Genomic DNA, 23,415 nt, shown 5'->3' on the forward strand with positions numbered 1-23,415 from the left:
GTGTTTTGTTCCGGAAATTACCGGATCACTATTACAAATGTACAAACTTTATCTTACAGAGAATTGAGAATTGGCTTGCTTAATACGATCATATGTTTGCATTGGATTCCGTTTTCGAAAATCGGATCCTTATAATGTTCCGTAAAGAAATTCTTTTTCAGACCGGTAACTTCAAAGCCTTGTTTCTGGTACCATTGCAATTGCGGAATACTGGAATTTCCCGTTCCGATGATCACCTCGTGAAAACCCCTTTTTTTGGCTTCTGCAAAGGCGTGATGCAATAAAAGCTTCCCAATACCTTTTTGCTGGTGATCTTCCCGTACGGCTATGTTTTTGATCTCAACAGCGGTTTCATCGATCGGATATAAAGCATAAACTCCGATATAATCGTTTCCGACGGGAATTCCATATAAAAACGATTCGTGTATATAACTATTGATCATATCAATATACGGATCGGCCAATAGCAATAGCGGGTAGGGAATGGACTTGCTGTAGATCGGTTGTATCGTCATATGCGGTCATTTTTTGGTTAGGTCTAATGTGGTCAGATCACCTACGCTGTTTCGGAACGTTACTTTAAAAGTTTCCTTATTCTTGTTTCGCAACGGTGATGGTTGGGTAACGATATCGCAATAATTGATGTTATCATAGTTTACATCATCAATCTGGACAATTTCATCTTCAATACCGACAGTTCCTTTTATCGCATCGTCCCAGATAATGCCAACAACCAGTTTTTCATTGCTGATCGTTGGTTTAAAGCCGATTTGTTTTTCTTTTAAATCGTAGCTTTCATTGAACGGTTCGAAATAAAAATATTTGTTTTTATAATCCACAGTAACCAGTCCGTGGTTTAGTAGTTCGGCACCGATTCGTGAATTTTTGTCGTTGGTGGTTTCGATGGTCATGTTTTTAAAAGCGGTTCCGTTGATTTTGATTTGCGGAACGGTAAACCGGTAGTTTTTAGTATCCTCAGAATTACCAAATATCCCAATAGAGGCATTTCCGTAGCCTTCTTCGATATCGACAAAAAGATTCGCTTCCTTTAGAATATCATAAGCCCGTAACGACATGTCATAGAGGTTGTTCATCCCGGTGTCGAACAGGAGTTCTTCGGAAGCTTCTTTTTTGTTTTTCAGGCCGATTTTAATAAAAGGACTGCTTTGTGTATCGTATAGGTAGAGTTTGGACGCGTATTTTTTGCGTAAATTTAATCGGGAAGGATTATCGGTTATGATGATGGACTTTTTTTGAGATGACAATTGTAAGATCGAATTGCGCAGGAGGTTACTACCGATAAAACCGTCAATTTTAAGGCATTCAAAAATCATTTTATTGTCGTTAACCAATGCGGGAATATCCTGAAAAGTAATACCGCCTAACGATAATGCTGGTATGGCGACCATTTTCATGGTATCGTTTTTTCCGTTAGCATCCACAATATTGATACTGCTTAGAAATTTCGATTGCATTACATTACTCAGTTCACTGGTAATCACACAAGGTGCGCCCGTATCCAATAGAAAGCGGTAGGTTTTGTTTTCGATCACAACTGGTATGATCAATTTATTATAAATGTTTTCAAACGGAATTTCGGCAAAATAATCTTTTTGAAGTGTATTGCCCTGATTCAGCGTAATGGATTGTGCTTTATGCTGAATCGGGATAAAAAGTAAAAATAAAAGGCATAGAAAACGGGTCATACGGTTTTGTTTTGTGATGATCATAATTTTTAGATGCGATAAATTACAAAAAGTATGCGTATTATTTTGTTAAAATTTTCAGGAAATAAATAAAAAAAGGTTGTCTTTTAGAACAACCTTGTAAAAACCTGTCGGATTTTGAGGTCTGACAGTAGTATTGTAATTGGATTATTTTTTAGGTTTTGGAAGGTTTTCGGAGATTTTCTTTATTTTGGAAATCTCTTTAACCAGTATGTATTTTACCGATGAACCGTCGGCAGGAGGATTGTCAATTTTTTCTTCTTTGATCTCCAATACATATTCGTTTCCAGCTTCATAGCTAAAACCTTCGATACCGTTATACCAGAATTCCCAGTCTTTTTGACCGTCTTTTTTAACTAGAAAACATTTTTGTGGTGCCACACCGGTACAATCGGCTTGTTGTGACGCTACGATAACCTGGAAGGTTTGGGTAACCGGTGCTTCAGCTTTTGCCGGTAGACCTTCGGATGTTTTGGCTGTTTTCGAGATTTCATTTACCAGCACATATTTTACAGAAGGCGCATCGGCCGGCGGATTGTCGATTTTTTCTTCGCGTACTTCCAATACATATTCGTTTCCATCTTCAAAAATAAAACCATCGATTCCATTATAAAGATTCTCCCAGTCTTTTTGGCCTTCTTTTTTAACCAATAAACATTTTTGAGGCGCTACACCAACACAGTCCGCTTCTTCGGAAGCTACTGTTAATCGTATCACATCACTTTTGCTACAGGATGCAAATAGAAAAAGGGATACTGCTAAATACATTAGGTTTCTAAACATACTATTTGATTTTAAAGTTAATGACTTGTGGATTTTGCCAGTGTCCAAGTTTGTTTCGGGCTATCTGGCGGTGTAGTGAAGTGAATATATATTACAAATATAGTTATTTTTGTTAAAAAAATCGTGTTAAATTTTAAAATCATGCCATAAAAAAAGGGCTATCTCTTTTGAGACAGCCCTTTTACTATGTTTTTTTTGGATCTTATAAGTGAATCACTTCTCCGTAAGCATCAGCAACAGCTTCCATCACAGCCTCACTCATGGTTGGGTGTGGGTGGATTGCTTTTAGGATTTCGTGACCGGTAGTTTCCAGTTTACGAGCCACAACAGCTTCAGCGATCATGTCGGTTACACCGGCACCAATCATATGGCAACCTAACCATTCACCATATTTAGCGTCGAAAATAACTTTTACAAAACCGTCTGGCGTACCGGCTGCTTTGGCTTTACCGGAAGCAGAGAACGGGAATTTACCCACTTTGATTTCAAATCCTTTTTCTTTGGCTTGTTTTTCGGTCATACCAACAGAAGCAATTTCAGGAGTAGCATAGGTACATCCCGGAACATTTCCGTAATCGATTGGTTCTACGTGTAAACCGGCAATTTTTTCCACACAAAGGATTCCTTCAGCAGAAGCAACGTGTGCCAATGCCTGACCCGGAACCACGTCACCGATAGCATAATAACCCGGAACATTGGTTTGGTAATAGGCGTTAACAAGGATTTTATCTCTGTCGGTAGCGATACCCACTTCTTCCAATCCGATATTTTCGATGTTGGATTTGATACCTACTGCAGAAAGTACGATATCGGCTTCCAGAATTTCTTCTCCTTTAGCGGTTTTTACCGTTGCTTTTACGCCGTTTCCAGTAGTGTCTACTTTTTCAACAGAAGCATTGGTCATGATTTTGATACCGGCTTTTTTAAGCGAACGCTCAAATTGTTTTGAGATATCTTCGTCTTCAACCGGAACGATATTTGGCATAAACTCTACGATGGTTACATCTGTTCCCATAGCGTTGTAAAAATGTGCAAATTCTACTCCGATAGCTCCGGAACCGACTACGATCATTGATTTTGGTTGTTCCGGTAATGTCATTGCCTGACGGTATCCGATTACTTTTTTACCATCTTGCGGCAAGTTTGGTAATTCACGGGAACGCGCACCGGTAGCGATAATAATATGATCGGCAGTATACTCGGTTACTTTTCCGTCTTTATCGGTTACATCTACTTTTTTACCCGGTTTTACTTTTCCAAAACCATCGATTACATCGATTTTATTTTTTTTCATCAGGAACTGAACACCTTTGCTCATTCCTTCAGCAACACCACGGCTACGGTTGATCACAGCTCCGAAATCTTTGTCGAATTCGTTAACCGTTAATCCATAGTCGGAAGCATGTTTTAGGTAATCAAAAACCTGAGCCGATTTTAATAACGCTTTTGTTGGAATACATCCCCAGTTCAAGCAGATACCTCCCAAGTTTTCTTTTTCAATAACGGCTACTTTAAAGCCCAATTGTGAAGCTCTGATGGCCGTTACATAACCACCTGGCCCGCTTCCTAAAACAATAATATCGTATTTCATAAATGTATAATTTCAAATGAATTTTCTGCGTACGAAAATAGGGATTTATTTGTTTTCTGAAAAGATTAATGCGATCAAATTTCAAAATATCCCGAAAATGAACCCGCTAAAAATAGTGTATTTCTATTTTTAAGGCTAAATGACTGTCGATTTTTTAATTTTTTTACTCAGAATAGCTGGTTTGCCACTTATTCTGTAACGGCAAACTGTGAGTAATACAGGTTTTTGTAGAACCCGTTATCCTTGTTTAACAATTGATAATGGGTACCTTCTTCTACGATTTCCCCTTTGTCCATTACAATGATTTTATCGGCGTTGATAATCGTTGCCAGTCGGTGTGCAATTACGATAGACGTTCTTCCTTTGGTGATCGTTTCCGTCGCTTTCTGAATGAGTTCTTCCGAATAGGTATCGATTGAAGAAGTGGCTTCATCGAGAATCAGAACACTTGGGTTGCTTACATAGGCCCGTAAAAAAGCAATCAACTGTCGCTGACCGGATGATAGCATAATACCGCGTTCTTTTACGTTATAATCGTAATCTCCCGGCAAACTCATAATAAAGTCGTGCGCCCCGATTTTCTGAGCGGCAAGAATAACATCCTCACGGCTGATCGCCGGATTGTATAGTGTAATATTGTTCAAAATCGAATCGGCAAATAAGAAGACATCCTGTAATACGATGGCGATTTGTTTCCGTAGACTTCCGATTGTAAATTCGGTTATAGGCGTATTATCAATAGTGATGGTACCGCTGTCGATTTCGTAAAAACGGTTCAGTAAGTTAATAATTGTAGACTTACCGGCTCCGGTTGCACCCACAATGGCTATAGTTTCGCCCGCATTGACCTTAAGATTGATCCCTTTTAAAACTTCTTCTCCTTCGATATAACTGAAACGAACATTTTCAAAACGAATATCTCCTTTAAAATGCGTGGCTTCCACGGTTCCGGAAGTTTGCAGATGATCATCAATGTCCAATACTTCAAAAACCCTTTCGGCTGCGATGATACCCATTTGCATCACGTTGAATTTATCCGCAATCTGTCGTAACGGGTTAAATAACATATTGATCAACATTGTATAAGCAAACAAATCCCCAAAAGTGGTGGCGTTATCACCGCTGATGATGTTTAGACCGCCATACCAGATAATACACCCTAAAGTCACAGACGATACAATATCGGCTATCGGGAAAAAGATCGAGTTATACAGGATATTTTTTAACCAGGCATCGTTGTGTTTTTGGTTGATCACTTTAAATTTTTCATATTCAATCGCCTCGCGGTTAAAAAGTTGTACGATCTTCATTCCAGTAACGCGTTCCTGAACAAACGTATTTAGATTACCCACCTGATTTCGTACTTCTTCGAAAGCGATTTTCATTTTTTGCTGGAAAACACGGGTCGCATATAATAATATAGGCATACCCAGAATAACGATACAGCTGAGTTTCCAGTTCATATAAAACATAATACCCAGAATGACCACCATTTTTAGCAGATCACTGACAATCATAAACAGCCCCTGACTGAAAATACTGGCAATCGACTCGATATCGGAAACGGAACGGGTTACCAGTTTTCCTACCGGTTCGTTGTCGAAATATTTCATCTTGAAGTTGCTGATATGACGGAACAGTTTTTCGCGGATATCTTTTACAATATCCTGTCCGAGCCAGTTGGCCCAGTACACAAAATAAAACTGCGAAGCCACCTCAAACAGTAATATCACCGCCATCAGCAGGATAAAAAGCAGGAGTCCTTTGGAATCGTGTGTTGTCAGATAACGGTCTACCGTTTCTTTTAACATATAGGGGCGTAATGCGGCAAATATCGATAGTGATATCGCCCAGGCAATAACAGCGTTAAACCGTCCCTGATAGGGTTTAGCAAAACGCATTACTTTTTTTAAAGAAATAGATTTTATGGCTTTCATAGGGAATGGCGCTCTTGTATATAGGGATAAACAACCCGGGTGAGATAAAGTCCGTGTGCCGGAACGGAAAAGCCGGCTTTACTACGGTTTTTACTTTCGATTATTTGTCGGAATTCGTCCAATGTTGTTTTCCCAAGTCCTATATTAATTAAAGTTCCCACTATGGCGCGGACCATGTTTCGCAAAAAACGGTCGGCACTAATGGTAAACACTAATTTTGTACCGTTTTGTTGCCAATGGGCTTCGGTAATGGTGCAGTTAAAGGTGCGCACATCGGTATGTACTTTCGAAAAGCACTCGAAGTCGGTATAGTCAAACAGCAATTGCGAAGCTTTATTCATGGCTTCCACGTTTAGTGGATGGAAATGGAACCAGCTACCTTCGTTTTCAAAGGGATCTTTAAAAAGATGGATATGGTATTCGTAGGTTCTGCCGGTGGCGTCGAAACGGGCATGGGCTTCGTCATGTAGCGGGATAAAGCGGTAAACGGCAATATCTTTCGGCAAAAACGAATTTAATTTTTGTACCCAGCGATCCGAATCCAAAATTTGGTCAAAATCAAAATGGGCATACATTTGCCGTGCGTGCACACCAGTATCGGTTCTTCCGGCTCCAACAAGTTCGATCTCCTGTTTCAATAAAAGCGATAAGGCTTTATTTAGCGTTTCCTGTACCGATATGGCATCCGGCTGATACTGCCAGCCATGATAATTCTTCCCGTTATAAGCGAATTCTATGAAGTACCTCAAAGTTCAATTTCCAGATTAATACAAAAAGAACAAAGATACGGGAATTCGAGAACTGACAAATTTGAAAATACCATAATTTTAAGTTAAAACACGGTTAAGTATGATTATTTTTGTGGGAATTACTAGAAGTACGTGCCACGCTAAAAAAGACTCGTTGTGAAAAAGATTTTACTGCTTTCGGATACGCACAGCCATATGGATGCGACCATTTTAAAATATGTAGACCAGGCCGATGAAGTCTGGCATGCCGGCGATATCGGCGATTTGTCCGTTACCGATGCGATAAAAGAACGCAAACCGTTGCGTGCCGTTTATGGAAACATTGATGATGGAAAAGCCCGATTGGAGTTTCCGTTACACAATCGTTTTTTCTGTGAAGGTGTGGATGTTTGGATCACGCATATTGGCGGTTATCCGGGAAAATACAATCCGGCGATCCGTACGGAAATCAAAAACAATCCGCCGAAATTATTTATTTGCGGACACTCGCATATTTTAAAAGTACAATTCGATAAAGAACTGAATTTGTTGCATATGAATCCCGGTGCGGCCGGAACGCATGGATTTCACCAGATGCGTACGATGTTGCGGTTTGAGATCGATGGCGATAAAATTCAGAAACTGGAAGTAATCGAAATCGGGAAAAGAGGCTGATTTAATCCGGAAGTTCCACTTTCATATAGATTAGCGTCCCGGTATTCGGTTTGGAATTAATCGTGATGCTTCCTTTCATACTTCTTATCCGGGCTTTGATCTGCGTTAGTCCGAAACCTTCTTTGTGTTCGGTTTTTTTGGTATCAAAACCAGCACCGTTGTCTTCCACATTGATAAAAAGCTGGTTGTTGTTTTGTTCGACCGAAATAAAAGCTTTTGACGCCTGACTGTGTTTGATGATGTTGTTGAGTAATTCGGCTACGATAAAATACATCTTCATTTCGAATTCACTGTTATACCGGATGTCTTTAGCGATATGATTGGTGAATTCAAACTGGATAAGGGTATTGGAATTTTTCTCGCATAAATCCTGTAAAGCCGACAAGAGGCCGAGTTTTTCGAGTACCGGCGGAATCAGTGTATGCGACAGATCACGGATTTTATCGTGTGCTTCTTTAATGATGGCTTTGGTTTTGATAAGCTCAGGCGACGATTCGTCCAGATGGTTGGTTTCGTAGGCCATTAAATGCAAACTGGCCGACGATAGCAAGGCGCTGATGCTGTCGTGGAGAATCCCGGCAATTCGTTTTCGTTCGAACTCCTGTCCGTCAATCGTTGCATTGATAATATTTTGCTGGATTTTATTGTTCACATCTTTGAGTTTATTTTTTTGTTTCAAACGCATATTCTGGTAAAAGAAATAGAAGAGAATACTACAAAAGGCAAACAGCGTAATAAAAATATACAGTAGCTTTTTGTTGCGGGCTTCTTTGTCTTTTAGCAGCTGTTCTTTGGTTTTATAGGTGTCTTCAATTTTGTAAATCTTGTATTTTGTTTCCGTATCCCGTAATTCCGAACTCACTCTTTCGTTAAACAACGCATCCGTGTTATCGATGTATTTGTTCAGATAAATATTCGCCTTCTGAAAGTCGTTCATTTTTTCGTAGACATACGACAGGTTCAGATACGTATCGGAAGTCGACAGGGAAGTGGTATCGTTTGGTTTTGACGCCAGAATTTCTAAAAACAGGTTTTCGGCTTTTTTGTAATTCTTTTCAACTTCCAGATAATAATAGGCGATATTGTTGCGGGTATTGTTTAGACTGTTTAAATTTTGCGAAGCCTCGGCGTATAGTAACGTGGTGTCCAGGTATTTTTTGGCTTTTTCGTATTCTTTTGTTTTAAGATAATAGGCGGCATAGTTGCTGTAGCCAATATATTTCTGATGATTGGTACCGTTGTTTTTGGCAATATGCAAAATGCGCTTCATATAAAAACGAGCGCTGTCCAGATTGTTTTTTTCGGCAAAAATTTTAAAAAGACCTTGTTGCGCCCAGGCCGATAACGTATCGTTTTCCTGTGCATAGGCACTTTTTTCGCTTTTTCGGAGGTAATATACCGCTTGTTTGATGTTTTTAGTTTGTTCGAAACAAATTCCGATATGTTTTAAAATAATGGCTTCCTGTAGGTTAAGTTGCTCTTTTTCGGCAATCTGAAGCGCGTTAAATAGTATTGTTGTTGCCTTGGAATAATCTTTCAGGCGGGTGTATATCTGCGCTTTATGAATGCTTTTATGACATAATTCGGTATAATTTTTATCGCGGTATAATAGCTCCGATTCCCGTTGCAGGTATCGCAATGCTTTTAGTTCCTGATGACGCTCCAGATAATAATCGGTCGAGTCGCTACCGCTTGGGATTTGCCCCCAAAAAGTGCCACTATACAGGAGAATAAAAAATACGATACTATTTTTCAATATCAGATCTCGATTACAATTTTAGGTTTGGTGGCGGTAACACCGTCTTCCGTTTGGGTTACGTCGATTTTTAATTGATCATTATACGGTATAATCGTTTCATTACGGGTAATGAAGTTGGGTGATGGCTTTTGAGCCATACTCAGGATGATATCGATATGATTTTTGGATGTTGCACTATCAAAATAGTAGGTATAGCTGCAATTGTCCGGGAAAGTGATCAACAGATCAAACGAATTGTTTCCATTGTCACGCACTTCATGTTTTTTTAGTAAGGCCATAGTGATGTAGATTTATTGGTTAATCAGATTGTTACGTATAGCAAATTTTACAAGTCCTATGGTATTTTTTACGTTTAATTTTTTGATTAGGTTTTTACGGTGGGTTTCAACGGTATTGGTACTGATAAAAAGCACTTCGCTGATTTCTTTACCGCTGTATTCTTTGGAAATTAGTTTTAAGATTTCAAGTTCCCGGTCGGTTATTAAGAGTAACAGATCGCTGTTGTCGATCGATTTATCGTTTCCGATTCCGGTAAATGACAGGAATATTTTTTCCCGTATGGCTTTGGAATAATATTCTTCGCCTTTGCTGACACAAGTGATGGCATCCACGATATTTTCGCTGGCGCATTGTTTGGTGAGATAGCCTTTGGCGCCCAATTGGATTACTTCTTTGATCAATTTTACATCGTCATAACTCGACAAAACAATCACGTGACAGGGAAATCCTTTCTGAGCAAACTCTTTTAAGACTTCGATACCGTCTTTGCATGGCATGTTAATGTCGATAACCAGAACATCTACCGACTGGGTATAGATTTTATCCAATAATTCGCTTCCGTTAAGGGAATAGCCAACGACCTCAAAATTCTTGTTTGTTTTTAATACAGCAAGAATTCCTTCGATTAGCACCAGGTGGTCATCGGCAAGGTGAATACGTATTTTATCATTCATTGCTGTTATTTTTAATCAAATTTAATATTAATTGTGTTATATTTTTATTTTTAATTCAATTAATTAAGGATGATATTGTGAATAAACGATAAAAGGAATAAAATAAACGATGATTGGTTTGTCGTTAAAATAAAAAAACCGGATCAAAACTGATCCGGTTTTTTAACGCACTAATAAACTAAGATGATAGGTTTATCGTAATCGATCTACAGATTTTACAAGATCTTCATCCTTCTTGATGGCTTTATTGGCTAAGACCAAAAAAACGATAGAAACAATAGGAAGAAACATCCCAATACCTTTCTCAGAAACTTGCGTTTCTCCAGATAAATTTAGTGAGCGATACACAAATAATCCTAGTAATATAACGTTTGATATCATATTTAACCGGTTCATAACAAACTGGTTTTGTCTGTTTTTATAACTAAAGATACTAATCAACGAAAGCGTTGTGCTTAAACCGAAAAGCGATACATAAACCAGATTGGTCATGAAAAATACTTTTTCACCGGCAGGATTTGTCCAAAGCGGAAAAACAAAAGGTAGTATTCCCGAGAAGACAAAAGCGATAAAAAGGTATACGGTTTGAATTCGTTGTAACATTGTGATCTGAAATTGTTGAGCAAAAATAGCATTTCTTTTTTTAAAAAATAGGATATGAAACAAAATAAATTCGTATTATTGCATAGTCAAACCGTAAGTACTTCATTTTGCGGTTCTTTCATTTCACAAAAATATACTACCCAAATTTAGATCTACATTACATTTAATTTAACTAGAAAACGATTCATGTTTGATATTTCTGTATTAAAAGAAATGAAGCTCGCTGAGCTTCAAGAGATTGCGAAGATTGCTAAAATTAATAAGTATCGAAACCTAAAGAAAGACGAATTAATTTATCAGATTCTAGATCATCAGGCAACAAACCCGGAAGTTGTAAAACCAGCTTTAAAAGAAGAGACGCCTGCGGCAGAGGGTAAAATTAAAAGAGCAAGAATAGCAAAACCACAAAGGGAAACTAAAAAAGAAAGCAATCCGCTTCCTGTTGCAGTTAAAGAGACCAATGTAAAGGCAGAAGCAGTAATTGCGGCCCCGAAAGAAACAGAAGTGATCCCTTCAGAACAAAACAAAGAAAAAGCAACTCCGGAAGTTACAGAACCGAAAAAGGAGAATAGCTTTACCAAGAAAAAAGAATTCCAGCAAAAACAGCGCTTTACAAAAGATAATAATTCCAAAACGCCAGCGCAACCACAGGCAAACGCATCTCAACAGCAATCCCGCCAGCAAAATCAGGAAGAAAACCCAACCGAGGGTGTAACTGAAAAACCACAAACCAATACCAATCAGGGGAATTCCCAAAATCAGAATACCAATCCAAACCAGAAAAACAAAAAACAAAATTTCAGAGAACCGGATTATGAGTTCGACGGAATTATTGAAAGTGAAGGTGTATTGGAAATGATGCCGGACGGTTACGGATTTTTACGTTCTTCGGATTATAATTACCTGGCTTCTCCGGATGATATTTACCTGTCGCAATCCCAGATTCGTCTGTTTGGATTAAAAACGGGAGATACGGTAAAAGGAGTGGTGCGTCCGCCAAAAGAAGGAGAGAAATATTTCCCGTTGGTACGCGTATTAAAAATCAACGGACATGACCCTCAGGTGGTTCGTGATCGTGTTTCTTTTGAACATTTGACGCCTTTATTCCCGGAAGAAAAATTCAAATTGGCAGAAAAACAAAGTACGATTTCAACACGTATTATCGATTTGTTTTCACCTATCGGAAAAGGACAGCGTGGTATGATTGTAGCGCAGCCTAAAACGGGTAAAACAATGCTTTTAAAAGATATTGCGAATACCATTGCAGCCAATCACCCGGAAGCGTATCTGATTGTATTGCTTATTGATGAACGTCCGGAAGAGGTTACCGATATGCAACGCAGTGTACGCGGAGAAGTAATTGCGTCTACTTTTGATGAACCGGCAGAACGTCACGTAAAAGTGGCCAATATTGTATTGGAAAAAGCAAAACGTTTGGTAGAATGCGGACATGATGTTGTAATCCTTTTGGATTCGATTACACGTCTGGCGCGAGCGTACAATACGGTTCAGCCTGCGTCCGGTAAGGTATTGAGTGGTGGTGTTGATGCCAATGCGCTTCAGAAGCCAAAACGTTTCTTCGGAGCGGCTCGTAATATCGAAAACGGAGGTTCTTTAAGTATCATTGCTACAGCATTAACCGAAACCGGATCTAAAATGGATGAAGTGATCTTCGAAGAATTTAAAGGTACCGGTAATATGGAGCTTCAATTGGATAGAAAAATTGCAAACAAACGTATTTTCCCGGCTATCGATCTAACATCATCCAGTACGCGTCGTGATGACTTGTTGTTGGATGAAGCAACGATTCAGCGTATGTGGATTATGCGTAAATACCTGGCGGATATGAATCCGGTAGAAGCAATGGATTTTATCAACGACCGATTTAAGAAAACCCGAAACAACGAAGAGTTCCTGATTTCGATGAATGACTAACGAACAGGAAATAATTAAATATAAAAAAGGCTGCTTTAAATCTGAAGCAGCCTTTTTTATTTGGTTTTAACACCTGTCAGGTTTATTTTATTACGCGGTTGTATCTTGTTTTTTAGCGCGGATCAATAGGATAAGGCCTACAATGATAAAAGGAATACTTAACCACTGACCGGTTGAGAATAGTCCTAATTCGTTTTCGAAACCACCCTGGCTTTCTTTTACGTATTCTACGATAAAACGTACCGTCCAAAGTAATACCAGGAATAAACCGAACAGGAAGCCCAGTTTTTCGCGTACATTCGTTTTCCAGTATAGGAAGAACAGGATCAGGAATACAAAAATATACCCGAATGCTTCGTATAACTGTGCCGGGTGTTTAGGGATTACATTTTCCAATAACGGTGCAAATTGCGGGTTACTTTCGATGGCTTTATAAGCTTCGGTGGCGTTGTTGATATTGGTTAAACGCATGGCTTCGCCCGGAGTATATTTGTCCTGAATAAAACGGATTCCCAAAGAGGAAGCGGTTTCGTGGCCTACGATTTCGGAATTGAAAAAGTTACCCAAACGAACAAAGATACCACCACAGGTAACCGGAATAATGATACGGTCTAAAATCCATAATATTGGTTTGTGGATGATTTTTTTGCTGTAGTAGTACATTACCAGGATAATAGCGATAGCAGCACCGTGGCTGGCCAATCCGGCGAATCCGGTAAATTCGAAATGCGGTTCAAAACGGAACGGCAATAAAATTTCCAGTTTGTGATCTTTAAAATAATCCCAATCGTAGAAAAATACATGTCCCAGTCGGGCGCCGATTAACGTAGCGAATACGGTATAAATAAAAAGAGAGTCCAGTTTTTCGATTGGAATGTTTTCTCTTTCGTAGATATGTTTCATAATGTACCATCCTAATCCAAAGGCAATTACAAACATCAGGCTGTAATAACGAACGGTAAAAAAGCCTAAATCAATTCCGTGTGAAGGATTCCAGACGAATTGTAAAGCGTGTGTCATCATAGTATTATGTGCTTATATTTTGGTAAAAATAGAGAAATGTGAGCGAACCATACTCATATTTAAGGGAAATTTAAAGATTAAATCACGGAACGGGATTGTAACCTTTTCCGCCCCAGGGATTGCAACTGATAATTCTTTTTGCGGCCAGCCAACTCCCTTTAAAAAGTCCGTGTTTTTGCAACGCTTCGAGGGAATATTGCGAACAGGTAGGCGAATAACGGCAAACCGAGGGTGTGAAAGGGGAGATTGCAACCTGATAAAAACGGATGATCCAGATAAAAGGTGTGATGAGTATTTTTCGAATGGTCATGGGTGTTTAAAATAAAAATGATGAAGTTGGAAGCTTCATCATTTTGGTTGTATATTTTTAGTTTAACGAGAAGGAAGTGCCTTCTTTTCCGTCTTTTAATTGAATGCCTAAGGCAATTAACTGATCCCGGATCTGATCGGATAGTGCAAAGTTTTTGTTGGCTCTGGCTTCGTTTCGCATACCGATCAACATGTTGATTACGCCTTCCAGTTTTCCGTTTTCGGCATCATCTGCTTTTTCATTTTTCAGACCTAAAACGTCAAATACAAAAGCTTTTATCGCTTTTTTAAATTGCTCCAGATCGGTCGCGTTTAAACTTTCTTTACCGTCTTTTAGTAAGTTGATATACCGAACGGCTTCGAAAAGCTGTGCGATCAGGATCGGACTGTTAAAATCGTCATTCATGGCGTCATAACAAGCCTGTTTCCAGCTATTGATGTCTAATGTAGACGTTGCTTCCGGTTGGATGTTTTCTAACGAGTCGATCGCTTCCATTAATCGGTTAAAACCTTTTTCGGAGGCCAATATCGCTTCGTCCGAAAAGTCAAGGATGCTTCTGTAATGTGCCTGAAGGATAAAGAAACGGGCTACGGCTGGTGAAAAAGCTTTGCTTAAAACCGTGTTTTCGCCCGAAAATAATTCTCTTGGAAGAATGTTGTTTCCGGTCGATTTAGCCATTTTTTTACCGTTTAGCGTAAGCATATTGGCATGCATCCAGTAATTTACCGGTGAATGACCAGTACAAGCTTCGTTTTGTGCGATTTCACATTCGTGGTGTGGGAATTTTAAATCCATTCCGCCACCGTGGATATCGAATTTTTCGCCCAGGTATTTGGTACTCATTGCGGTACATTCCAAATGCCATCCCGGAAATCCGTCGCCCCATGGTGAAGGCCAACGCATGATGTGTTGCGGCTCGGCATTTTTCCACAAAGCAAAATCCTGCGGATTCTTTTTGTCCGACTGACCGTCAAGGTCGCGGGTGTTGGCAATCATATCGTCGATATTACGACCACTCAGGATTCCGTAGTGGTGCGATTCGTTGAATTTAACCACGTCAAAATAAACGGAACCGTTTACCACATAGGCAAAGCCGTTGTCGATTATCTGTTTGATAATCTCAATCTGTTCGATGATATGCCCGGTGGCAGTCGGTTCGATACTAGGCGTCAGGTTGTTGAAAAGCTCTAGAATCTGGTGAAAATCCACCGTATATTTTTGTACTACTTCCATCGGTTCGATCTGGTCGATACGTGCTTTTTTGGCGATTTTGTCTTCACCATCATCTTCATCGTCAACCAAATGTCCAACATCGGTAATATTACGTACATAGCGTACTTTAAACCCAAGATGCTTTAAATAACGATAGATTAAATCAAAAGAGATAAAAGTTCTACAATTTCCCAAATGTACATTGCTGTAAACCGTTGGTCCACAAACATACATTCCGACATTTCCCTCGTGAATAGGAGTGAAAAGTTCTTTTTCCCCGGAAAGAGAATTGTAAATCTTCAAATTCTGATTTTGATATAATTGCATCGTATACTATTTGTTGTTTGATTTATTTAATTGTCTAAAATAGCAAATTAAAATTGAGTGTCCAGCTTAATATAGTCTAAAAACTCGCGGCGTACCTTGTCTTCTTTGAATTTTCCGCCAAATTCGGCCGTAACGGTACTACTTTCGATATCGCGGATTCCACGTGAATTAACGCATAGGTGTTTGGCATCGATAACACAGGCTACATCCTGCGTATTTAGTACGCGTTGTAATTCCTGTACAATCTGAATCGTTAAACGCTCCTGAACCTGTGGTCTTTTAGCGAAATAATCGACAATACGGTTCATTTTGGATAATCCCACTACGGTACCGTTGGAGATATAGGCTACGTGCGCACGACCTACGATAGGTAATAAGTGGTGTTCACAGGTTGAATATACTGTGATGTTTTTTTCAACCAGCATTTCGCCGTATTTGTATTTATTGTCGAAAGTAGAAGATCCCGGTTTTTTCGCAGGATTTAATCCGCCGAAAATTTCTTTTACAAACATTTTAGCAACACGGTTTGGTGTTCCTTTCAGGCTATCGTCGGTTAAATCCAATCCTAAAGTATTTAGGATGCTTTCAACGTCTTTTTTGATAGCATTTATTTTTTCTTCATCGGATATTTCAAAAGCATCAGGACGTAATGGTGTTTCAGCGCTGGATGCGATGTGATTGTCGCCCATTTCGTCGTGCAAATCATCATTATGGATCATTATGTGGAATTTTAAAGTAAAAAAATTAGCTGCAAAGATAACTAATAAACTTGATTTTGTATTCGGATTCCTACTGTAAATTGTGTTTTAAATGTTAATCATTTAATAAAATAAAAAAAGGTTAAACAAAATGCTTAACCTTATTATATGAGAAATAGTTTTGAGAACTATTCTTAGTTTTTACAAGAACCGTCACTTTTTAAGAAAGTGGTACAGTAGTCACTCCAGGAATAACACATCCATTGAGAAGTCACACCTTTATTATCAATAACTCTCCAACGGAACCATTTTGATGACAATAAGCTTAAGGTTAGGGGAGAAGTAAAAATGTAATCGTTGTTAGATCTTGTGAAATTGCTCGCATACTGGCTGTCGGTAGACTTGAAGAATACTGGTTTTTCCAGATATTCGGATGGGTTGATACCGCAAGCATTGTTTTGTACCTCGATAGTGTATCCTTGTGTTAAATCCTGCGTAGTTGTAACTTTCAATATCGCGTTTGAATCCGAGTTAACGGAAGTCAGTGTAAAAGGAGACTTTGCGCTTTGAGCGGATAAAGAGGTGATGAATAATAGAAATAATCCTATAATACTTTTGGAATAAAATTGTTTCATAATGAAATTTCAGGTTGGTTAAGTTTGTAAAACTATAAAAAAAAACGAATAATTATCAATGTAACAAAATTATTTAACTAGATGCTTTATTTTTGTTATGGTATTTTGCTGGAAATGTTAATTTTTGTAATTGATGATGTTTTTTACACTAATAAAGTTAATTGTTTCTTAATTTTATGTAAATTTCGCGTTCCAAAAAACTAATTATAATGAGAAATAATTACCTGTTATTGTTATTATTTTGCATTTTCTCGGTCAATATGTTTGCGCAAGCGCCTGGTTGTGCGAACGTTCACGGGGGAGATGTGAATGGTAATCCTGTCTCTCCGATCTGTAATCCGGGGGATTGTAGGAATCTTACAGCAACATTTTTACAAACCGGAGGGACCAATACGTATGCGGTTGCCTCGGTACCTTATGCGCCACCATTTCCGTTTACCGGCGGAACAGGTGTTTCAGTAAACACTGATGACGTTTGGTCGAATGCCATTTCACTTCCTTTCAAGTTCTGTTATTTCGGAGTAAATTACACAACTTGTTATATCGGATCAAATGGAATTATTTCATTTAATCCGCAAACAGGGGGGGCATTTTGTGATTATGCGATACCAAACGCGCAGCTGCCAACAACGTCAGCAGGAATGCATCGTAATGCCATCATGTTGTATCAGGATATTGATCCGCGTTTTACGAGACCTGCTAACCAACCACAAATTACTGTTAACTATCAAGTGTTAGGAACGTATCCTTGTCGATCACTTGTTGTTAACTTTACCAATGTACCTTATTATAGCAGCGGAAATGATAGTCATGTTGATAATACTTTTCAGATCGTATTATATGAAACTACAAATGCAATTGAGTTTTATGTAAAAGCAAGACCAAATCCAAGTCCTACGGTTTCTTCTCCTATTAATGGAGGAAGAGTTGTTTTAGGTATCCAGAATGCTGCGGGTACTGTAGGATTTACACCTCCTGGTAGAAATACAGGAACCTGGACCGTTACCACTCCGGAGGCATGGCGTTTTACACCGTCAGGACCGTCTAACGTAACTTTCCAATGGTTGGATGCTACGGGAGCACCTATTAGTAATAGTACTTCGGTAACTGTTTGTCCTACTGTTAATACATTTTATACAGCCGAAGCAACTTATACCGCTTGTGACGGAACAAAAACAATTGTACGGGATAATGTACCAGTAACCGTTAGTGATTTTGATATTAACGAACCAGATGATTTAAATAAATGTCCGGACGACACAAGTTGTTGGGATTTAACACATAATAATGCTGTTGTATTGGGTACCTTAAACCCGGCAGATTATGTGGTGACCTATTATCCGACTCAGGCTGATGCCGAAAATGAATTTAACTGGATTAATGATCCAACGTGTTATAATCCGGTTGCCGGAAATAACTTCGTATATGTAAGGGTGAATGATCCGAATTCGGATTGTCATAAAATCAAAGAATTTGAATTGATTCGCGGTGGATCAACACCTCCTGCATTTACGCAGATTGGACCACTTTGTTTAAATACACCACCACCAACATTACCTACAACTTCCAATGATGGAGTTACAGGTTCATGGAGTCCGCTAACAGTAAGTACGAGTGCAGTAGGTACGACTACGTATACTTTTACACCGGATCCGGCACAATGTTCAAGTGTTACAACTATGGATATTCAGGTGATTGCTGAACCAACGGCAACTATTACCGGATCGACCATCTGTGAGAATACTTCAGGTACTCTTACTGTGACCGGTACACCTAATGCATCTGTAGATTATTCAGTAGGAGGAACTACAACGACAATTACTTTGGATGCTTCAGGATCGGCTACTATTACAACACCGGTTTTAACAGCTACAACTACTTATACATTAGTGAGCGTAACATCGGCAGGAACAACGCCATGTACAAAAACATTAAATACATCGGCTGATGTAACGGTTCTTCCATTACCAACAGCTACTATTAGTGGAACTACTACAATCTGTGCCAACCAGACGGCAGTTATCAGCTTTAACGGTACACCGGGAGCAACTGTAAACTACGATGTTGACGGATCTGCAGGAAGCGTTACGTTAAATGCCTCTGGAAACGGATCGGTAACAACGCCACCATTAACAGTTAATAGTACCTATACATTAGTGAGTGTAATTACAAATGGTACAACACCACAATGTAGTCAGCCAGTAACCGGAAGTGCAACTGTTACGGTTGCAGCACAACCAACAGCTACTATTTCAGGAAGTACAACAATCTGTTCTGGTGATACAGCGGTATTAACGTTCAACGGAACACCAAATACAATTGTTACCTATAATAATGGTACCGCTAATGCAACGGTAACTTTAGATACTGCCGGAGACGGAAGTGTTACAGTAGGACCATTAACAGCAACTACAACGTATAATTTAGTAAGCGTAAGCACTCAGGGTACTTCTCCATGTGTTGAGACCTTAACCGGTAGTGCAACAATTACGGTAAACCCATTACCAACAGCGACAATCAGTGCACCGGCATTAATTTGTTCTGGTGACACGGCTGTAGTAACGTTTACAGGCCCAGCGAACGGAACTGTTACGTATAGTGACGGAACGACTCAGACGACTATCAACCTTGATGCAGCGGGTCAGGCAACAATTACAACTCCTGTATTAACCGCACCGGCTACTTATAGCCTGGTTAGTGTAAGTACAGCAGGACCTTTGGTATGTACCCGAAACATCAGTACATCGGTAACGATCGGAGTTAAAGATCTACCGGTAGCGACAGTAACAGGACCTGCTTCGGTATGTTCGGGAAGTACTGCGAACATCGTATTCAACGGAACACCAAATGCTACGGTAACCTATACTATTGGAACCGATCCAACTCAGTTTACCATTACTTTAAACAGTGCCGGAACCGCTACAGTTGCAACAGCAGCATTAACCGGACCGGTTACGTATACTTTGGTAAGCGTACAAAGTAACGGTACGCCAAACTGTAGTCAACCACAAACAGCGAGCCATACGGTAACTACAGTAGTAGCACCAACTATTTTCAACCCGACTCCACTAGAAGTTTGTAACTCCAACTACGACGACGGAATTGAAACATTTGACTTAAGCGTTAAAATTGCAGAAATCACCGGAGGTGACCCTAACTTAACGGTAACCTTCCACGAAACACCGGAAGATGCTCAATTAGGAAACTATCCGATTACGATGCCGTTATACACGAACATCAACCCGCATACACAAATTATTTACATCCGTGTTGTAAACACCGGAGTAAACGCATGTGCTTCTTTCAGTACTTTAACTTTAATTGTTAATGAAAGACCACGTATTGTAGTAGGGGATATCACCGATTACGAATTATGTGAAACCAGTACTCCTGGTGACGGATTTGAAATCTTCAACCTTACCACCAAAGACGCAGAAGCGATCAATGGTCAGGCAGGAGTAAACGTAACCTACTATACCACCGAAGCAGATGCATTAGCAGGAACTAGCCCTATTACAGGAGCGGCAGCCTACACGAATGCTTCGAACCCGCAAACAATCTGGTACCAGTTGAAAAACGCATCAGGCTGTATCGCAGTAGGATCTTTCGATCTAATCGTAAATCCACTACCAACCGTACCAAGCCCGGTACCGGCATACACCTTGTGTGATTACACCGGACAGGCGTTATACGAACAATTCGATCTATCGACTAAGATTCCGGAAATCATCGGAACCACAACCGGATTGGAAGTTAAATTCTATAAGACACAAGTTTTAGCAGAAGCCGGAACAGCCGGAACCGAATTACCAACGTTATACACCAATGAAGTTGCTACAGTACAAACCATCTTTGTACGTGTGACCAACAGTACAACGAGATGTTATGCGGTAACTGCAATGGACTTACGGGTGGAGCCACTACCAGTATTGGTAATGCCAACAACACCGGTAACTACATGTGACGGAACTAACAACGACGGAATCGGAGATTTTGACTTAACAACCTTAATTCCGGGTATGTTAAGTGGTGAAGCTAACGTAGTATTAAGCTTCCACGAAACACAACAAAATGCAGAAAACGGATTATTCCCAATCACCGTTCAGCCATACCAAAACATCAACCCTTGGACACAAACCCTATGGGTATTGGCAACCAATACGGTAACGGGATGTAAGAGCGTATACTCATTCAATTTACTAGTGCAACCGGCACCAATTATGCCAACACTATTAGACCTTGATGAGTGTGATACGGATTCGAATCCGCATGATAACCAAACCACATTTGATTTAACAGTACACACGGCCACAATCCTTGCAGCTCAAACCGGACCTGCATCGGATTATGTAGTGAACTACTATATCTCAGAAACCAATGCGCAGAATGGTACACCATTTATCGTATCCAATGGAAACTTTATCGGAACCAACGGCCAAACGATCTGGGTACGTGTAACGCATAAAGCAACAGGATGTTACACCATCGGAAGCTTTAAACTGATTGTAAACAGTCCGCTACAATTAACACAGCCGGACGAAATCACCCTTTGTGATGATGCTTTACCAAACGATCAACGTCAAATCTTTGACCTAACGATCCGTGAAGCGCAAATTACAGGAGGAGCAACAGGATATACCTTTAACTATTACAGCAGCACGGCCTTACCACCGAATCCGGCTACGTTGATCGCAGATCCAACTGCGTTCCACAACACGGCAACGGTACAAACTTTATTAGTAGAAGTAGTAAGCGGTGCAGGATGTAGCAGCTATGTAACCCTAACGATCCGTGTTACACCACTACCGGAACCGAAATTCGACCCGGCACCACTTGTAGAGTGTGATGATGATTATCCAGGAGATGGAATCACGTTCTTTGATGTAACGCAAAACGCGAACTACATCCGAAACAATGAACCTAACTACGTATTAACATACCACCCAACTCAGGCGGATGCTTTAGCAGGAACCAACGCGATTGCTACACCAACCAACTGGCAAAATATGGATGCCAACGGAAACGCCTTAACCAGCGTATGGGTACGTGTAACAACAGCACCGGCCAACAACCGTGACCGTTGTTCATTAGTAGTAGAACAGCCATTAATCGTAAACCCACGACCAGCCGCTGGTCCGGTAACCGATTACCATATGTGTCAGATTCCATTCACAGGAAGTGGTGTATTTGATTTAAGTACTAAAACACCTGAGGCATTAGCTGGACAAGGTCCTGCAGGTTACACGGTAAGCTACCATGCTAACCAGGCGGATGCGGATACTGGAAATGCTCCATTGGCAACCAGTCACCCAAGTACTGTAAACGGCGAAACCATCTATGTACGTGTGGTAAACACTGCAACAGGATGTTACAACACCACAAGCTTCCAATTATTTGTAGAGCGTGGATCGGAAGCTACCGATGTAGCGGATATCGACAGATGTGATGACCTAAACGATGGAACGGAAACGTTTAACTTAAATGATTTGGATGCTACGATCTTAGGTCCTGTACAGGCAGCGGATCCGAACTTTAGCGTAAGCTACTATGCTTCGGATGCAGACTTAGCCAACGGAACACCGATTGCAACACCAGCAACGTATACGATCACGGATTACCTGACACACGAGATCATTGCAGTAGTTAAAAACACCTACAGCACTTACGGATGTCCTGCAGAAATACGATTCAACATCACGGTACACCGTTTACCGGAACCGACACCAAATGCAGGATTTGTATGTATTGATCAGGAGACAGGAACGGTATTAAGTACGCATATTATCAACAGCGGATTGGATGCTACAACACACACGTTCCAATGGTATGAGAATGATGCAGCGGGAGTACCACAACCGATTACAGGTGCAACAGGAGCTACGTATGAAGTAAACCACCCTGGAACGTTCTCGGTAATTGCAACCAGCATTGCAACAGGATGTCCTTCATTACCGGCATCAGTAGTGATCACACAATCGGAACCGGCAGAAGTTACGGCTTATGTATCGAATGCGTTCACGGATAACCAATCCATCACAGTAGAAGCGATTGGAATCGGAGAGTACGTATACCAATTAGACGAAGGTGATATCCAGACAAGCCCGGTATTTACCAATGTAAGCTCCGGATCGCACACGGTAACGGTATACGATAACAAAGGTTGTGCTACGGTAACCATTCCTGTAACGGCAATCAATTATCCGCATTACTTTACGCCAAATGGGGACGGATATCACGATTTCTGGAATATTGGTGATTTAGAAAACGATGCAAACGCAAAAATTTATATATTTGACCGATACGGAAAACTATTGAAACAGATCAAACCATCGCGATCAACCGGATGGGACGGAACGATGAACGGTCAACAGCTACCATCGACGGATTACTGGTTCACAGTGACCTATACCGAGAATGGAGATGTTAAAGAGTTTAAAGCTCACTTCTCGTTAAAACGATAATTGTAATTAATTCTCAAATAAAAGGGCTGTCCAATCGGACAGCCCTTTTTGTTTGGGT

At 40.1% G+C, this 23,415-nt stretch carries 18 protein-coding genes; 3 read left to right on the plus strand and 15 right to left on the minus strand.

The features are described 5' to 3' along the window. Positions 1–53: 53 nt before the first annotated feature. The 6 genes from AAFN64_RS06380 to truA form a co-directional block, all read right to left on the minus strand. Complete coding sequence (locus tag AAFN64_RS06380; RefSeq protein WP_300489637.1) at positions 54–515, minus strand: GNAT family N-acetyltransferase; 462 nt, start codon at positions 513–515, stop codon at positions 54–56. Between the two features lie 6 nt (positions 516–521). Beyond that, positions 522–1,730 carry a retropepsin-like aspartic protease gene (locus AAFN64_RS06385; RefSeq protein WP_347759734.1) on the minus strand — a complete coding sequence of 403 codons (1,209 nt, stop codon included), beginning with the start codon at positions 1,728–1,730 and terminating at the stop codon, positions 522–524. 144 nt (positions 1,731–1,874) lie between these two features. Next, on the minus strand, positions 1,875–2,510 hold the full coding sequence (locus AAFN64_RS06390; protein ID WP_347759735.1) for a DUF4377 domain-containing protein: 636 nt from the start codon (positions 2,508–2,510) through the stop codon (positions 1,875–1,877). Between the two features lie 202 nt (positions 2,511–2,712). Next, entirely contained in the window at positions 2,713–4,101 is a 1,389-nt protein-coding gene (gene lpdA, locus AAFN64_RS06395; protein ID WP_300489628.1) for a dihydrolipoyl dehydrogenase, read from the minus strand. A 188-nt stretch (positions 4,102–4,289) separates the two neighbouring features. Then, positions 4,290–6,038, minus strand: a complete 1,749-nt coding sequence (locus AAFN64_RS06400) for an ABC transporter ATP-binding protein (protein ID WP_300489625.1) — start codon at positions 6,036–6,038, stop codon at positions 4,290–4,292. Next, positions 6,035–6,787, minus strand: coding sequence for a tRNA pseudouridine(38-40) synthase TruA (gene truA, locus AAFN64_RS06405; RefSeq protein ID WP_300489622.1), 753 nt, complete (start codon positions 6,785–6,787; stop codon positions 6,035–6,037). Before truA ends, AAFN64_RS06400 begins: the two co-directional genes overlap by 4 nt. A 156-nt stretch (positions 6,788–6,943) precedes the next feature. Here truA and AAFN64_RS06410 point away from each other — a divergent pair, with 156 nt between their 5' ends. Further along, positions 6,944–7,441 carry a metallophosphoesterase family protein gene (locus AAFN64_RS06410; protein ID WP_347759737.1) on the plus strand — a complete coding sequence of 166 codons (498 nt, stop codon included), beginning with the start codon at positions 6,944–6,946 and terminating at the stop codon, positions 7,439–7,441. Position 7,442: 1 nt separating this feature from the next. On the opposite strand, the gene AAFN64_RS06415 is transcribed toward AAFN64_RS06410, so the two are convergent. From AAFN64_RS06415 to AAFN64_RS06430, 4 genes are all read right to left on the minus strand, one after another. After that, positions 7,443–9,197: an ATP-binding protein gene (locus AAFN64_RS06415; protein WP_347759739.1), complete on the minus strand. Its 1,755-nt coding sequence runs from the start codon at positions 9,195–9,197 to the stop codon at positions 7,443–7,445. Positions 9,198–9,199: 2 nt separating this feature from the next. Next, positions 9,200–9,478, minus strand: a complete 279-nt coding sequence (locus AAFN64_RS06420) for a hypothetical protein (protein WP_300489615.1) — start codon at positions 9,476–9,478, stop codon at positions 9,200–9,202. A gap of 12 nt (positions 9,479–9,490) precedes the next feature. After that, the gene (locus AAFN64_RS06425) at positions 9,491–10,153 is read right to left on the minus strand and encodes a response regulator transcription factor (protein WP_300489612.1); all 663 of its coding nucleotides are present in this window, start codon (positions 10,151–10,153) and stop codon (positions 9,491–9,493) included. Between the two features lie 192 nt (positions 10,154–10,345). Beyond that, positions 10,346–10,756 carry a DUF4293 domain-containing protein gene (locus tag AAFN64_RS06430; protein ID WP_136402941.1) on the minus strand — a complete coding sequence of 137 codons (411 nt, stop codon included), beginning with the start codon at positions 10,754–10,756 and terminating at the stop codon, positions 10,346–10,348. Between the two features lie 186 nt (positions 10,757–10,942). Here AAFN64_RS06430 and rho point away from each other — a divergent pair, with 186 nt between their 5' ends. Next, a complete protein-coding gene (gene rho, locus AAFN64_RS06435; RefSeq protein WP_347759741.1) occupies positions 10,943–12,691 on the plus strand; it encodes a transcription termination factor Rho in 1,749 nt (582 codons plus the stop codon). A 90-nt stretch (positions 12,692–12,781) separates the two neighbouring features. Here the strand turns inward: rho and lgt are convergent, their stop codons facing one another. The 5 genes from lgt to AAFN64_RS06460 form a co-directional block, all read right to left on the minus strand. Next, positions 12,782–13,711, minus strand: coding sequence for a prolipoprotein diacylglyceryl transferase (lgt, locus tag AAFN64_RS06440; protein ID WP_347759913.1), 930 nt, complete (start codon positions 13,709–13,711; stop codon positions 12,782–12,784). 85 nt (positions 13,712–13,796) lie between these two features. Then, entirely contained in the window at positions 13,797–14,024 is a 228-nt protein-coding gene (gene yidD / locus AAFN64_RS06445; protein ID WP_347759742.1) for a membrane protein insertion efficiency factor YidD, read from the minus strand. Between the two features lie 57 nt (positions 14,025–14,081). Then, entirely contained in the window at positions 14,082–15,563 is a 1,482-nt protein-coding gene (cysS, locus tag AAFN64_RS06450; RefSeq protein WP_347759743.1) for a cysteine--tRNA ligase, read from the minus strand. Between the two features lie 47 nt (positions 15,564–15,610). Further along, on the minus strand, positions 15,611–16,282 hold the full coding sequence (gene folE, locus AAFN64_RS06455; protein ID WP_300489371.1) for a GTP cyclohydrolase I FolE: 672 nt from the start codon (positions 16,280–16,282) through the stop codon (positions 15,611–15,613). 173 nt (positions 16,283–16,455) lie between these two features. Next, positions 16,456–16,896, minus strand: coding sequence for a hypothetical protein (locus AAFN64_RS06460; RefSeq protein ID WP_300489373.1), 441 nt, complete (start codon positions 16,894–16,896; stop codon positions 16,456–16,458). A gap of 209 nt (positions 16,897–17,105) precedes the next feature. On the opposite strand from AAFN64_RS06460, the gene AAFN64_RS06465 reads away from it, so the two are divergent. Further along, positions 17,106–23,357 carry a T9SS type B sorting domain-containing protein gene (locus AAFN64_RS06465; protein WP_347759745.1) on the plus strand — a complete coding sequence of 2,084 codons (6,252 nt, stop codon included), beginning with the start codon at positions 17,106–17,108 and terminating at the stop codon, positions 23,355–23,357. Positions 23,358–23,415: the final 58 nt, after the last annotated feature.

Source organism: Flavobacterium sp. CAU 1735, from assembly GCF_039888695.1.
In the GTDB taxonomy this organism is placed as follows: Bacteria; Bacteroidota; Bacteroidia; order Flavobacteriales; family Flavobacteriaceae; genus Flavobacterium.

What these genes read in the sequence shown, in the direction of transcription:
- cysS (WP_347759743.1), bottom strand. Translation starts at nt 15,563, where the DNA reads ATGCAATTATATCAAAATCAGAATTTGAAGATTTACAATTCTCTTTCC.
- rho (WP_347759741.1), top strand. Translation starts at nt 10,943, where the DNA reads ATGTTTGATATTTCTGTATTAAAAGAAATGAAGCTCGCTGAGCTTCAA.
- AAFN64_RS06400 (WP_300489625.1), bottom strand. Translation starts at nt 6,038, where the DNA reads ATGAAAGCCATAAAATCTATTTCTTTAAAAAAAGTAATGCGTTTTGCT.
- AAFN64_RS06425 (WP_300489612.1), bottom strand. Translation starts at nt 10,153, where the DNA reads ATGAATGATAAAATACGTATTCACCTTGCCGATGACCACCTGGTGCTA.
- AAFN64_RS06460 (WP_300489373.1), bottom strand. Translation starts at nt 16,896, where the DNA reads ATGAAACAATTTTATTCCAAAAGTATTATAGGATTATTTCTATTATTC.
- AAFN64_RS06465 (WP_347759745.1), top strand. Translation starts at nt 17,106, where the DNA reads ATGAGAAATAATTACCTGTTATTGTTATTATTTTGCATTTTCTCGGTC.
- AAFN64_RS06390 (WP_347759735.1), bottom strand. Translation starts at nt 2,510, where the DNA reads ATGTTTAGAAACCTAATGTATTTAGCAGTATCCCTTTTTCTATTTGCA.
- AAFN64_RS06385 (WP_347759734.1), bottom strand. Translation starts at nt 1,730, where the DNA reads ATGATCATCACAAAACAAAACCGTATGACCCGTTTTCTATGCCTTTTA.
- AAFN64_RS06420 (WP_300489615.1), bottom strand. Translation starts at nt 9,478, where the DNA reads ATGGCCTTACTAAAAAAACATGAAGTGCGTGACAATGGAAACAATTCG.
- folE (WP_300489371.1), bottom strand. Translation starts at nt 16,282, where the DNA reads ATGATCCATAATGATGATTTGCACGACGAAATGGGCGACAATCACATC.
- lgt (WP_347759913.1), bottom strand. Translation starts at nt 13,711, where the DNA reads ATGACACACGCTTTACAATTCGTCTGGAATCCTTCACACGGAATTGAT.
- yidD (WP_347759742.1), bottom strand. Translation starts at nt 14,024, where the DNA reads ATGACCATTCGAAAAATACTCATCACACCTTTTATCTGGATCATCCGT.
- AAFN64_RS06430 (WP_136402941.1), bottom strand. Translation starts at nt 10,756, where the DNA reads ATGTTACAACGAATTCAAACCGTATACCTTTTTATCGCTTTTGTCTTC.
- AAFN64_RS06380 (WP_300489637.1), bottom strand. Translation starts at nt 515, where the DNA reads ATGACGATACAACCGATCTACAGCAAGTCCATTCCCTACCCGCTATTG.
- lpdA (WP_300489628.1), bottom strand. Translation starts at nt 4,101, where the DNA reads ATGAAATACGATATTATTGTTTTAGGAAGCGGGCCAGGTGGTTATGTA.